This window comes from Xanthomonas sp. AC360 (genome assembly GCF_979258225.1).
In genome coordinates this window covers 1824050-1836716 of sequence record NZ_OZ409846.1, presented here as the reverse complement: position 1 = coordinate 1836716, position 12667 = coordinate 1824050, and the positions used below count along the sequence as shown (strand labels likewise).

Here is a 12667-nt window from a genome sequence, read left to right as displayed (position 1 = left end):
GCGCTCCTGCTTTTAATGATCAGACCTGCAGTGTCGGTAGCCAACCGCTGCCATTGAAGGGATGATTGCAGGCAGTACTTGGACTTTTCGACGATGCCAACACGCGCGCACCACACTGCTGCAGTCGCTACTGTTCCCGCATTCGGCCTGTACGGCGAGCGGCACGCCGATGCGCCGGAGTTGTTGCATTGGGAGTCGATCGCCGCACGCAGCCGGCTGCATGACTGGCACATCACCCCGCACCGGCATGAAGATCTGGCGCAGCTGCTGTATGTGCAGCGCGGGCCGGCAACCCTGCAACTGGATGGACGCACCCAGCGTCTGCGGGGCGCTACCGTGGTATGGCTGCCGCCGCTGTGCGTGCATGGGTTCGCGTTCGACCCGCAGGTGCGCGGGCACATCATCACCTTGTGCATGCCGCTGGTGCGCGACGCCCTGAGCGCTGCACCGCTACTGCAATCCAGCCTGGCGACGCCGGCCGTACTGCCGGTCAGACCCTCGCAACGCCTGCTCGATGTGCTGTTCGGCAGCATCGCCGACGACCACGCGCACCAGCGGGTCGGGCACGAGGCCGCATTGCAGGCCGCAGCAACGCAACTGGTGATCTGGACCGCACGCGCTGCGCTGCAGGGCCTGCAAGACGCGGCCGTGGCCAACGCGCAAGCCGATCCAGCCCTGCGGCATCTGCGCGCGTATCAAACTTTGATCGACCAGCACTACCGCTCACACTGGCCGATCTCCCGCTACGCGGATCAGCTGGGACTGACGCCAGGCCATCTCACTGCGTTGTGTAGACGGCTGGCCAATGCGTCCGCATTGGAACTATTGCAGCGCCGGATCATGCTCGAAGCACGTCGCAACCTGCGCTACACCAGCCTGAGCGTGCAGCAGATTGCCGCAGCGCTTGGATTTTTCGACGCTGCGTATTTCAGCCGCTACTTCGCGCGGCAGGCAGGCTGCTCGCCGACGCGTTTTCGCACCGGCGAGTGAGTCGATGAAGCGCCGCCGAGCCGGCGGCACGAAAACGTCGCCACAGGCTCCGCACTGAAACAGCGACACAACCCGCCATGTCTTGGAGCTGCGCCGGGACCAGCTAGCCGATCCCGGCGCCTGCCATCAGAACGGGTACTGCGGCACTTCGTTCTTGATCGTCAGCCACTGCCAGTGCGTGTACTGCTCCCAATCGGCAGGGCCACCGACGCTGGTGCCGTTGCCGGATGCGCCGGTGCCGCCGAATGGATTGATCACCTCGTCCACCACGGTCTGGTCGTTGATATGCAGCAACCCTGTATGCAGGCGCTCGCCCAGGGCCAGCGCGCGCGACACCGACGCCGACATGATGCCGGCGGCCAGACCATACTCGCTGTGGTTGGCCATTTCCGCGGCTTCTTCGTCGGTATCGAACACGGTGATGTTGATCACCGGCCCGAACACCTCTTCATCGAACACGCGCATGCCGGGGCGCACGTTGGACAGCACGGTGGCCGCGTAGAACAGCCCCTCGTTGGTCGCGCCGGCTTCCACCACGGCACCGGCAGCGACGCTGTCGGTGACGATATCGATCACGCGTTGCAGCTGGCGCTGGTCGATGATCGGGCCCAACGCCACGGTGCCGCTGACCGGGTCGCCCACCGGCAGATGCCGCGCTTTTTCCGCCAGACGCTGGGTCAGCGCATCCGCCACGCTGCGCTGTACCAGTACCCGCCCGGTCGCCATGCAGATCTGGCCCTGATGCAGGTACGCGCCAAAGGCAATCGCCGATGCAGCGCGGTCTAGATCCGCGTCGTCGAGCACAATCACGGCGTTGTTGCCGCCGAGTTCCAGCGCCACCTTTTTCAGATGTCGCCCGGCAATTTCGCCGATGCGGCGGCCGGCGGCAGTGGAGCCGGTAAAGGCGATCATCGGAACATCCGGCGCTTCCACCAACGCCTGACCGATCTGCGCATCGCCGTGCAGCACATGCAGCAAGCCCTTCGGTAGACCCGCTTCTTCCAGTACCTGCGCAATGATCACACCACCGGTGTACGGCGTGCGCGGGTCGGGTTTGAGGATGACCGCATTGCCCATCGCCAATGCCGGTGCAACCGAGCGCAGCGACAGAATCAGCGGAAAGTTGAACGGGGAAATCACCGCCACCACGCCCAACGGCAGATGACGGGCAAGGCTGAGCTGGCCCGCGCCGGTCGGCAGCACCTGCCCAACCGCCTGCAACGGCAGGCCGGCGGACTGCTGGTAGAACACCACAGCTTCATCGACTTCGCGCTGCGCCTTGGGCAGGATGCCGCCGGTTTCGCGTGCGATCAGCAGCGCGGCTTCGGCACTGCGTGCCTGCATCACCTGCGCAGCGCGATGGAAGATCGCAGCACGCTCGCGCGGCGCGGTAGCGGCCCAGGCGCGCTGCGCCTGTTTGGCCTGTGCCACGGCGGCGGCAACATCGGCCAGATCGGCCTTGCTCACCTCGTGCAACAAACCGCCGGTGGCCGGCTCATAGATCGGCAACGCGCCGCCGTGGCCGGGCACCCAATCGCCATTGAAGATGCAGCCGTGCCAAGCGGGTGTCGCGGTTGCAGCGACCGCTGCGCTGGGAAGAGCATTCATGGTCTAGCTCCTGCTAAAACAGTGGGGGAATTACAGCGTGGTGGATGCCAGGCCGCCATCGACCGGCAGAGTGATGCCGTTGATCCAGCGCGCGGCATCGGATGCGAGAAACACGATGGCCTCGGCCACTTCGTCGGCATACGCAGGGCGTGTCATGCGCTTGGCGTCTTCCTTGACGCGCTCCTCGCCCAGCATGGCGGCAAAATCGCCAAGGATCGGCGTAAACACCGGCCCGGGCGAGACGTTGTTGACGCGCACGCCGCGCTCGGCAAACCACGGCCGCGATTGCAGCAAGGTCCACACGATCAGGGCTTCCTTGAAATACTGATAGCAGGTGTCGTGCGCCACCGGATGCGCGGCCAGCCATGCGGTGCCGGCGTCGAAACTGTCGGTAGCGGCCAGTTGCTTGTGCAGGTCCAGCCGCTGCGGCCATTCTGCGCCCAGGATCGACGCGACATTGATGATGCTGCCGCCGGCCACGATGCGCGGCAGCAGCGCCTGGCTCAGATGCCGCAGGCCCAGGTAATTGACGCGTGCCACCACATCCAGCGGTGCGGTGCCCGGCACGCCGGCCACGTTGGCCAGGGCATCGATCTTCTCCGGCAGCGCGCGCACCAGCGCATCGATGGAGGCCGTATCGCCCAGGTCGGCCTGATGGAAGCCATGCAGGGTCATCTGCACCGGAGTGCGATCGACACCGATCACCGTGGCGCCATGGAACCGCGCAAGCCGTGCGACTTCTGCGCCGATACCCGACGCCACACCGGTCACCACGATCGTCTTGTTTTGCAAATTCATTGCCACCCTCCGTAGGAGCCAGCTGCGCCGGCACTAGAACACATGGACGTACTGCAGGTTGACGTTGTTGCCGGAAGCCGCGTTTCTGACTTCCACCGGCAGGTAAAGATTGGCGAACAGGATGTTGTCGGCATCGAATCGCCACACACCGCCCGGGCCGGCGTAGAACACGCACTGGCGGCTGTCGGGCACGCGCTGGCCATTGGTGCGGTTATCGCGAAATTGCGTGAGGTAATACGCGTTGATGCCGAACCGCACATCCGGCACCACTTCCCAGGAGGTGGCGAAATTGATCCAGCCCGCGTCGCCGGCCTGACCGTTGCGGAAGGCAAACCCGTCGGGCAGGTTGGGCCGGCGCTCGCTGCGAAAGTTGTAGACGTAGTTGAAGCGTGCGCTGATTTCCCACTTGGGCGTGGGCAGCACCGTCACTGCGTAATTGGGGATCAGCGACCAATAGCCCGAGCCCTGGTTGAGATCGCGGTCGCGGTCGAACTTGCCGATCGGTGCCACCGCGTTGAACTCGAAACGCTGCGAGAACACCGGCCGCCCGTCGCGCATTACCGGCAGCATCTGCACATACGGGCCGAAGGTCAGATCGCCCACGCCGGCGCCGTTGTCGCGCAAGGTGGCGATGCTGTTGCGACCGAACGAGGCATCCAGATTCACCAGCGGCAGCAGCGTGTTGAAGCCCACTACGCCACCGAACAATTTGTAAGGCGTGACGTACGCGATCTGGGTCAGCAGCAGCGTCGAGTCGATGCGCGGGTTGTCGAACACCGGCACATCGTCGCCACGCGCGTCCTTCACCGAATCCAGCGAGGTCTGGCGCAGGTAGGTGATCACCGCCCAGCCGGGCGTGGTGCGGGTAAAGCCATCCAGAAAACTCGTCCCGCCGGTGTTGAGGCCATTGGTCAACGCCATGCTCTGCGGCACGCCCTGCGCCAGCGCCGCCCCGCTCGCAAGCAGCCCCACGATGCCGAGCGCTGCACGCACCCGCCACATTGCCTTTACAGCCACGCCACGCACCACCGAGGGTCGAATCACGACGCACATCTCCAGCGTTGGAAGAAAACAGCGGGCGTGCCACCTGGCACGCGATCAGGCAGGGACGACCCCCGCGCTGCGCACAGCACGTGCCATCAAGACGTTGGTGAGATCACGCCGCCCGGCAACGGGCTGGCGCAGAAGACTTACAGCGTGTCGAGCCGATCCAGGCGATCGAGCGCGCGCAGCAGCGGCGCCTCGCTGGTGCCGAGCACCGCACTGAGCTGTTGTTCCATCCGCAGCACTTCGGCTTCGGCATCGGTCAGCAAGGTGACGCCGGCCGGCGTCAACGACAGATGCTGCATGCGCCGGTCCTGACGCCCGCGCACCTGACGTAGCAGACGGCGCTTGACCAGCCGCGCCACCACGATGGCCAGATTCGGAGCCGACACATGCAACACGTCGCCGATCTGGCGCTGGTTGATGCCCGGGTTGCCGTCCACCAGCATCAGCAGGGAGAAATCGACCGGCTTCAGATCGAAGGCGGCAACGCACTCCTGGAACATCCGCCGCACCAGCAGTTCGGTGCGGGTGATGCGATAGCCCAGCAGTCGCAGCAGACGCGCCTGGTCCACCGCAGTGATGGCATCGGGCAACGGTGCAGCAGTGGCAGTAGCGGGCATGACGGTTCTCGCGACAAAGGCAGCGGGCGGAGCGGTACGCGCCATGCGCCCGGTCCGCAACGCCGATACCCGGCGTGCAGCGCATTGTAGACGCGGCCAGGCCTGCCGATGTGGACATGCAGGCTGCCGGTACGCGCGTTGTTTGCGCACGCGTCCGTGCGTCTGCCGCACCGCTCTTCCACGCATGCGCCTGCCATCGGTACAGCAGCGCTGCGATGTGCGGGGGACGGCGGTAATCCAGGCACGGCTTGGACATGAGATCCGGTCGGCAAGTGATTGCGTTCCGGAATAGTTATTGATCATAACTACATTGCCAAGCTGCAGCGCAGCATGGTCGCGCTCGCTAGTCCGCGGACGGGTGCTGGGTGCTGGGTGCTGGGTGCTTGGCGCTGGGTGCCTGTTGCCTGTTGCCTGTTGCCTGTTGCCTGTTGCCTGTTGCCTGGTGCCTGTTGCCTGTTGCCTGTTGCCTGGTGATGGGTGATGGGTGATGGGTGATGGGTGCCGGGAAGGCAAGTACAGATCGCAGGTGAGCCAGCCGCGATGGCTGCCACGGCGTTATCGCCGCAGCCCACTGTCGAGATCATCGATACCCGTGCCCGCCCACGCTGTGCGTGCAGCGCCCGGCAAGGCAGCGCTACGCAGCGCGCTTACGGCAGCCAGAGCTTCTCGAGATCGCGGAAGCCCCAGTCGGTCGGGCTTTCCATCTGCGCAATGCGGTCCTGGCAGTCGGGCCGCGACAGGTCGATGTCCTGCACCAGCACGTGGCTGCGCAACTTGGCCGAATAGAACACGCGCACCTTGGGCTTGAGCAAGGCGTCGGGCGTCTGTTCGATCACCACGGCCAACTTTTGCGATTCCAGACGCACCAGCGAGCCGACCGGATAAATGCCCAGCCGGCGCACGAACGCCTGAAAGATCGCCGGGTCGAAGTGGCCCTTCCACGACGCCATCTGCTTGAGCGATTCGGCCGGGTCCCAGGCGCGTTTGTAGGGGCGGTCGGAACTGATGGCGTCGTACACATCGCACACCGCGCCCATCCGCGACATCAGCGAGATGTCTTCGCCGACCAGGCGGTTGGGGTATCCGCTGCCGTCCATCTTTTCGTGATGATGCAGCGCAATTTCCAGCACCACCGCGTTCTGCACGCCGCCGGCCATCAGCAGGCGATGCCCATCCAGCGGATGCTGGCGCATCACTTCCATCTCGTCGTTGGTGAGCCGGCCGGGCTTGTTGAGGATGTCCAACGGCGTCACCGCCTTGCCCATGTCGTGCAGCAGGCCGCCCATCGCCGCTTCCACCACCTGCGCCTCGGGCAGACCGAGCTGCCGCGCCAGCCCGCTCATCAGCCCGGCCACGGCCATCGAATGCAGATAGGTGTAGTCGTCGGCGGTCTTGAGCCGCGCCACGCTGATCAAGGCCTGCGGATGACGCAGTACCGAATCGTTGATGGCTTCCACCAGCGGCATGGCCGCCTCGGTGTCGACGGTGCGCCCCAGCCGCACGTCGCGAAACATCGCTTCCACCATGTCGCGGCCGTCTTCAAAGATACGCCGCGCCCGCACCACTTCGGCTTCGATCCCGACCTGCGCGGTGACGCTGTTGGTCCGTGCACTGCGCGCGGTGGACGCCGGCTCCGGCGGTTCGGGCTCCGGTTCCGGCGTGGGCGGCGACGATGGCGTCTGGCCCGTCTCCTGCTCGCCGACCGTCGCGCCGGTCTCCACATCCAGGCCGCGGGCGGTGTCGATCACCAGTTGCTCGATCCGGCTGCCGTGAATCTTGTCCACGTCGTCGGAATCGACCAAAAAGGACGTTTTCCAGAACGGATGGTGCACCCACGCGCCCAGCAGCTTGTAGACATACATGCCGGGACGGAGTTGGTCGGAGTCGATGGTTCTGAGCATGCCGGCGCTGGTCTGCACAATGTCCACGGAAGAGTCCGCCACGGGCTTGGCGGTCTTCGGAGTTATCGGCACCGGTCGCGATTTCTTTGGTCTACGAACGTAACCGTAGCCGCCACACCAGCCGGCATTAGGCACCGCAAGCTGAGCGGTTCAGCGCTCCGGCAAGCGCATCGCCACCACTGCAGCAGCGGCGAACAGCAACGGCACGCCACAGGCCAGATACAACATGGCCGGCGACCAACCGGCATCCAGCAGCACCCCGGCGCACAGCGGCGAGGCAATGGCACCCAGCCGCCCGATCCCGATCGACCAGCCCATGCCGGTGGAGCGCACCGCCGCGGTAAAGACCACCGGCGCCACCGCATACAGCCCACCCATCGCCGCCGTCAGGGCCGCACCGGTCAGCAACGCGGTGACAAATGCCCAACTCAGCACCGTGCTGCTCAACCCGAACACGACCATCCCGATCGCCACCAGCACCAGTGCGCCGGCGGTGAGCCGCGACAGGCGCCCGCGCAGGGCCAGCCAACTGAATAGCGTGCCGCCCACAATGCCGCCCAGGTTCAGCAGCACCCCGCCGGTAAGACCCTCGGCAGCCGACAGGCCGGCGGTCACCAGCAGCTTGGGCGTCCAGCTGAGCACGAAGTAGAACGCGAACATCAGCAGGAAGAACGCCAGCGCGATCAGCAGCGATTGCCGCCGCAGCTTACCCACGAACAAGGCCGCATACCCCTGCGCCTGCCCTGCCGCCTGCGCAGGTGGTAGCGGCAACTGCGGATGCGGCGCCATCCCCATGCGTGCCAGCACCGCATTGAAGCGTGCATGCGCGTGGGGCGGCCGGCGCGCGATCAAAAAGTCCAGCGATTCGGGCAAAAAGGCCAGCACCAGCGGCACGCAGAGCAGCGAGCCGAGCGCACCGAGCCAGAACACCGCTGGCCAGGACCAGTGCTGCACCAGCAGCGCGGCGATCGCGCCCCCGATCGTCGCCCCGACCGGGTAGCCGGTGGCCTGCAGCACCGTCGCCGTACTGCGCCAGCGTGCAGTGGAATATTCGGCAGCGGTCACCGCTACGCAGGCCAGCATGCCGCCGATCCCGACCCCGGTGAACGCCCGCAGCGCGCCCAGCTGCCACACATCGCCAGCCAGCGCGGACGCGCCCATGCCGACGGTCAGGATGGCCAGACACACCAGGATCAGCGCACGGCGGCCGATGCGGTCTGCCAACGGCGCCAGCAACAGCGAGCCCACCGCCATGCCGACCAGCCCGGCACTGAACAGCGCCCCCAGCAGCTTGCCCGACAGCTGCCAGTCGGCCGATACATGCGGAGCGGTGAATGCCATCGCCATCACGTCGAAGCCGTCGAGCATCGTCAGCAGCACGCACACCGCCACGGCCCTCCACTGGAACGGCGTCATGCGCTCCAGGACAAAGGGCGTGGAAGTTGGGGTGCTTTGGAGCATTGGGGTGTCCTGTGAGATGAGGCGTGCTGGTCTAGTGTCGCTGCAGGACGTGCGGCATCGCGGCGTGCCTTGTGCGCCGTGCCACGCCACGTGGTCGCCAACTGGAAAAACGGGTACGTGTGGCAGACCGCGATCAACGCGTGGCAACCGCATGCACGCTAGGCCGATTGCAGGTGGTGTTCAAGACCGATTACCGCAGTGTTGTGCGCTTATCGGACGGCCGGCAAACTGGACTTCGCTTGCGCAGCGATGCGTTCGGGTGTCCTCTCTGCGTTGCCGGCTGCTCCTTCAGGTACGGCGCGCGCCTGGAGATCAGGTCTGGCGCGGCCGCAGCGTTCGCCTCCGCAGCGTTATCTCGTTAGCTGTGCGAGATCGCCTTCGACGGGAGTGTGCGGGTTTGTCAGCAGTGTTGCGCCAACTTGCGCAATGCACCGTGTCGACGAATATCACGGCGACAACGCTCCATGCGGCTTGGAGCGCCTCACAAACCCGCTCGAACAGCCGTCAGGTGGGTACGGACAGCGCGTGCATAACCGGAGCGTACGAGTCGCCCATGCCGATTCCGAGCACCGGCCCTGCCCGCCCGGTGGCCGCGCCGTAGTTCTGTTACGTGCTCCTGGTCATGCATGCATCATGGGCAGCGGACGCGCTGCGTGTCTGTCGGATCGCCGGATGTGCGGCATGCTCAGGCAGCAGCACCGCGAGTGACTTCAAAGGGGCGCTATTCGTCTGCAGCGATTGACCACAGCCTGGCCCAACACACATCGCGGCATGCCGCGTCCATAGCATCCACAACACACGTGCGCATCTGGCGACATCCATTGCGCAGTAGGACCACTGCCGCGGCAATCCGCACCGCACAGGTATCATCCAGCCGTGTCCGCAGTTGGCGGCACGTTGATTGACCGGAGAGTGCCGTGACCCCGATTCGCCCGTTTCTGGAACACACCCCACAGCTGGGTGAACGCGTCTATGTCGACCCGGCCTGCACCATCATCGGCAAGGTGAGCCTGGGCGACGATGTATCGGTGCTGGCCAGGCACAGTGATCCGCGGCGACGTCAATCACGTGCAGGTCGGCGCACGCACCAATGTGCAGGACGGCACCATCATTCACGTCAGCCACCACAGCCCGTTCAACAAGGCCGGCTATCCAACCATCATCGGCGAGGACGTGACCGTGGGCCACGGCACCATCCTGCACGCCTGCACCATCGAAGACCTGTGCCTGATCGGCATGGGCGCCTGCGTGCTGGATGGGGCCACCATCAAACGCTACGGGTTTGTCGGCGCCGGTGCGGTGGTGGGGCCAGGCAAAGTGGTTGGCGAAGCGGAATTGTGGCTGGGCAACCCAGCGCGGCTGGCACGCACGCTCAGCGACAAGGAAATCGAAAGCCTACATTACTCCGCGCAACATTATGTGCGGCTCAAGGATCAGTATCTGAGCCCACCTGTCGGCGACTGAACAAGCGCGCGACCGACTGCTGAGTAGCGTCGCCGCACCAGCACAGGGCTGGTTTTTCAGGGCTGCGTGGCGCGCTCCAACGCCGTCAGCATCGTCAACGCCTGCTCGCGCGATGTGCCGCACATCTCCAGCGACGGCCGCAGGCTGCCGCACACCGCCGGGCGCTGCGGCGATCCGAACAACCGGCAGCCCAGCTGCGCATCCAGCTGCACGCACGCCACCCCGGCCGGCTTGCCGTTGGGCATGCCGGGGATTGGCGAACTGATCGAGGGCGCGATGCAGCACGCGGCACAGCCGGCGCGGCACGACATGGCAGAGTTCATGTGCGCAGTTTAGAGCGGCCAGCAGAACGTAGCGAGCGAACGTCAGGTGCGTGTGAGCGAGGCACGCGGCTCGGCGATTTGCGTGGTTGGCGACGACGCCTGCGGCGCGAATGCGCCCGCCTGACGGTGAGCGCTGTGGTTGTCGTGGCACCCCCCGAACCGGCGCGCCGGCGTGCAGCCTGGAAGACGCGCGCGTCGCGCCGCATCGATGAACCGTTCGGGGTGGCCGCAACGCCTGTCTGCCCGCGCGTTCGCCGCATCCGTGCTCGCCTGCCGCTGCGCTCGTGCCTGGCGGCTGCGTGCTACCGTGACCGATCGCCAGAACGCGCCGTGACGGTTGCAGCAGCAACAGTCGCGACGCGCTCTAATTGCCAGCCACCGCTCGCTGATCAGTCGTCGACATCGCCATGCCAGAATACCGCTCCAAGACCTCCACCCACGGCCGCAACATGGCTGGCGCACGCGCACTCTGGCGCGCCACCGGCATGCAGGATGGCGACTTCCACAAGCCCATCATCGCCATCGCCAATTCCTTCACCCAGTTCGTGCCCGGGCACGTGCACCTGAAGGATCTTGGTCAGCTGGTCGCGCGCGAGATCGAGCGCGTCGGCGGCGTGGCCAAGGAGTTCGACACCATCGCCGTGGACGACGGCATCGCGATGGGCCACGACGGCATGCTGTATTCGCTGCCTAGTCGCGAAATCATCGCCGACTCGGTCGAGTACATGGTCAATGCGCATTGCGCCGACGCGCTGGTGTGCATTTCCAACTGCGACAAGATTACCCCGGGCATGTTGATGGCCGCGTTGCGGCTGAATATCCCGACCGTGTTCGTCTCCGGCGGCCCGATGGAAGCCGGCAAGACCAAGTTGTCCGAACATAAACTCGATCTGATCGACGCCATGGTGATCGCTGCCGACGACAGCGCATCGGATGAGAAAGTCGCCGAATTCGAACGCAGCGCCTGCCCCACCTGCGGCTCGTGCTCGGGCATGTTCACCGCCAACTCGATGAACTGCCTGACCGAAGCGCTGGGCCTGTCGCTGCCGGGCAACGGCACCGTGGTGGCCACGCATGCCGACCGCGAGCAACTGTTCCTGCGTGCGGGGCGCGTGGCGGTGGAACTGTGCCACCGCTGGTATGGCGGCGAAGATCCCACCGCACTGCCGCGCGGCATTGCCACCTTCGAAGCGTTCGAAAATGCGATGACGTTGGACATCGCCATGGGCGGCTCGACCAACACCATCCTGCATCTGCTCGCCGCCGCGCAGGAAGGCGAAGTGCCATTCGGCATGCGCGACATCGACCGCCTGTCCAAGCGCGTGCCGCAGCTATGCAAGGTGGCGCCGAATACGCCCAAGTACCACATCGAAGACGTGCATCGCGCTGGCGGCATCATGGCTATCCTCGGCGAGCTCGCACGTGGCGGCCTGCTGCATACCAACGCAGCCACGGTGCATGCACGCACCCTGGCCGACGCCATCGCGCAATGGGATGTCACCCAGACCGGCGATGAAAAGGTGCATACGTTCTACAAGGCCGGACCGGGCGGAATTCCCACGCAGATCGCCTTCAGCCAGGCCACGCGTTGGGACAGCCTGGATACCGACCGCAGCGACGGCTGCATTCGCGATGTCGCGCACGCGTTCTCGCAGGAAGGCGGCCTCGCCGTGCTGTACGGCAATATCGCCCGCGACGGCTGCGTGGTCAAAACCGCTGGCGTGGACGAATCCATCCATGTCTTCGAAGGCAACGCCCGCGTCTATGAAAGCCAGGATTCGGCGGTCAAGGGCATTCTTGCCGACGAAGTGAAGGCCGGCGACATCGTGGTGATCCGCTACGAAGGCCCCAAGGGCGGCCCCGGCATGCAGGAAATGCTGTACCCCACCAGCTATCTCAAATCCAAGGGCCTGGGCAAGCAATGCGCCCTGCTCACCGACGGCCGCTTCTCCGGCGGCACCTCGGGCCTGTCGATCGGCCACGCCTCGCCGGAAGCGGCCGCAGGCGGCGCGATCGGTTTGGTGCGCGATGGCGACAAGGTCCTGATCGACATCCCCAATCGCTCGATCAATCTGCTGGTGTCCGACGAAGAGCTTGCTAGTCGTCGCGCCGAGCAGGACGCCAAGGGCTGGAAGCCAGTAGAGGTACGCCCACGCAAGGTCACAACCGCGTTGAAGGCGTATGCGTTGCTGGCGACCAGCGCAGACAAGGGCGCGGTGCGGGACAAGGCGTTGTTGGACGGCTGAGATATCTCTGAGCCTGGCCCATGCCGTCCGTCCCCGCAGCCGCGGCCGCGGCCGTGACCAACTGCACTCCCTAGACTTACGAAGACTCACGGAAAAACCGTCCTCCGCCCTTCCCCCGCCTGCGGGGGAAGGTGCCCGAAGGGCGGATGGGGGCAGCCACGCGATCACGCGACAAAGCCGACGAACCTAAACCGCGCCACTGCAAAGCT

At 65.5% G+C, this 12667-nt stretch carries 9 protein-coding genes, 1 other RNA gene and 1 pseudogene; 3 read left to right on the top strand and 8 right to left on the bottom strand.

Going from position 1 to position 12667, the window contains the following annotated elements:
- Nucleotides 1-93: 93 nt before the first annotated feature.
- Nucleotides 94-990 carry a helix-turn-helix domain-containing protein gene (locus ACZZ0O_RS07805; protein ID WP_463590466.1) on the top strand — a complete coding sequence of 299 codons (897 nt, stop codon included), beginning with the start codon at nucleotides 94-96 and terminating at the stop codon, nucleotides 988-990.
- Nucleotides 991-1116: 126 nt separating this feature from the next.
- On the opposite strand, the gene ACZZ0O_RS07800 is transcribed toward ACZZ0O_RS07805, so the two are convergent.
- From ACZZ0O_RS07800 to ACZZ0O_RS07770, 7 genes are all read right to left on the bottom strand, one after another.
- On the bottom strand, nucleotides 1117-2598 hold the full coding sequence (locus ACZZ0O_RS07800) for a benzaldehyde dehydrogenase (RefSeq protein WP_115526830.1): 1482 nt from the start codon (nucleotides 2596-2598) through the stop codon (nucleotides 1117-1119).
- Nucleotides 2599-2628: 30 nt separating this feature from the next.
- On the bottom strand, nucleotides 2629-3396 hold the full coding sequence (locus ACZZ0O_RS07795) for a coniferyl-alcohol dehydrogenase (protein ID WP_055853410.1): 768 nt from the start codon (nucleotides 3394-3396) through the stop codon (nucleotides 2629-2631).
- 33 nt (nucleotides 3397-3429) lie between these two features.
- A complete protein-coding gene (locus ACZZ0O_RS07790; RefSeq protein WP_463590465.1) occupies nucleotides 3430-4449 on the bottom strand; it encodes a SphA family protein in 1020 nt (339 codons plus the stop codon).
- Between the two features lie 137 nt (nucleotides 4450-4586).
- Nucleotides 4587-5063: a MarR family winged helix-turn-helix transcriptional regulator gene (locus ACZZ0O_RS07785; RefSeq protein ID WP_115552710.1), complete on the bottom strand. Its 477-nt coding sequence runs from the start codon at nucleotides 5061-5063 to the stop codon at nucleotides 4587-4589.
- A gap of 647 nt (nucleotides 5064-5710) precedes the next feature.
- Entirely contained in the window at nucleotides 5711-6964 is a 1254-nt protein-coding gene (locus ACZZ0O_RS07780) for an HD-GYP domain-containing protein (RefSeq protein WP_463592416.1), read from the bottom strand.
- Between the two features lie 150 nt (nucleotides 6965-7114).
- Nucleotides 7115-8425: an MFS transporter gene (locus ACZZ0O_RS07775; protein ID WP_463590464.1), complete on the bottom strand. Its 1311-nt coding sequence runs from the start codon at nucleotides 8423-8425 to the stop codon at nucleotides 7115-7117.
- Nucleotides 8426-8903: 478 nt separating this feature from the next.
- Nucleotides 8904-8980: non-coding RNA, sX9 sRNA (locus ACZZ0O_RS07770), on the bottom strand.
- A gap of 362 nt (nucleotides 8981-9342) precedes the next feature.
- Between ACZZ0O_RS07770 and ACZZ0O_RS07765 the strand changes: the two are divergent.
- Nucleotides 9343-9889 (top strand): annotated as a pseudogene (locus tag ACZZ0O_RS07765) (gamma carbonic anhydrase family protein).
- Nucleotides 9890-9945: 56 nt separating this feature from the next.
- On the opposite strand, the gene ACZZ0O_RS07760 reads toward ACZZ0O_RS07765, so the two are convergent.
- Complete coding sequence (locus tag ACZZ0O_RS07760) at nucleotides 9946-10212, bottom strand: YkgJ family cysteine cluster protein (protein WP_463590462.1); 267 nt, start codon at nucleotides 10210-10212, stop codon at nucleotides 9946-9948.
- Between the two features lie 407 nt (nucleotides 10213-10619).
- On the opposite strand from ACZZ0O_RS07760, the gene ilvD reads away from it, so the two are divergent.
- Nucleotides 10620-12458 carry a dihydroxy-acid dehydratase gene (gene ilvD / locus ACZZ0O_RS07755; RefSeq protein ID WP_055853423.1) on the top strand — a complete coding sequence of 613 codons (1839 nt, stop codon included), beginning with the start codon at nucleotides 10620-10622 and terminating at the stop codon, nucleotides 12456-12458.
- Nucleotides 12459-12667 lie beyond the last annotated feature (209 nt).

What these genes read in the sequence shown, in the direction of transcription:
- ACZZ0O_RS07805 (WP_463590466.1), top strand. Translation starts at nt 94, where the DNA reads ATGCCAACACGCGCGCACCACACTGCTGCAGTCGCTACTGTTCCCGCA.
- ACZZ0O_RS07800 (WP_115526830.1), bottom strand. Translation starts at nt 2,598, where the DNA reads ATGAATGCTCTTCCCAGCGCAGCGGTCGCTGCAACCGCGACACCCGCT.
- ACZZ0O_RS07795 (WP_055853410.1), bottom strand. Translation starts at nt 3,396, where the DNA reads ATGAATTTGCAAAACAAGACGATCGTGGTGACCGGTGTGGCGTCGGGT.
- ACZZ0O_RS07790 (WP_463590465.1), bottom strand. Translation starts at nt 4,449, where the DNA reads ATGTGCGTCGTGATTCGACCCTCGGTGGTGCGTGGCGTGGCTGTAAAG.
- ACZZ0O_RS07785 (WP_115552710.1), bottom strand. Translation starts at nt 5,063, where the DNA reads ATGCCCGCTACTGCCACTGCTGCACCGTTGCCCGATGCCATCACTGCG.
- ACZZ0O_RS07780 (WP_463592416.1), bottom strand. Translation starts at nt 6,964, where the DNA reads ATGCTCAGAACCATCGACTCCGACCAACTCCGTCCCGGCATGTATGTC.
- ACZZ0O_RS07775 (WP_463590464.1), bottom strand. Translation starts at nt 8,425, where the DNA reads ATGCTCCAAAGCACCCCAACTTCCACGCCCTTTGTCCTGGAGCGCATG.
- ACZZ0O_RS07760 (WP_463590462.1), bottom strand. Translation starts at nt 10,212, where the DNA reads ATGAACTCTGCCATGTCGTGCCGCGCCGGCTGTGCCGCGTGCTGCATC.
- ilvD (WP_055853423.1), top strand. Translation starts at nt 10,620, where the DNA reads ATGCCAGAATACCGCTCCAAGACCTCCACCCACGGCCGCAACATGGCT.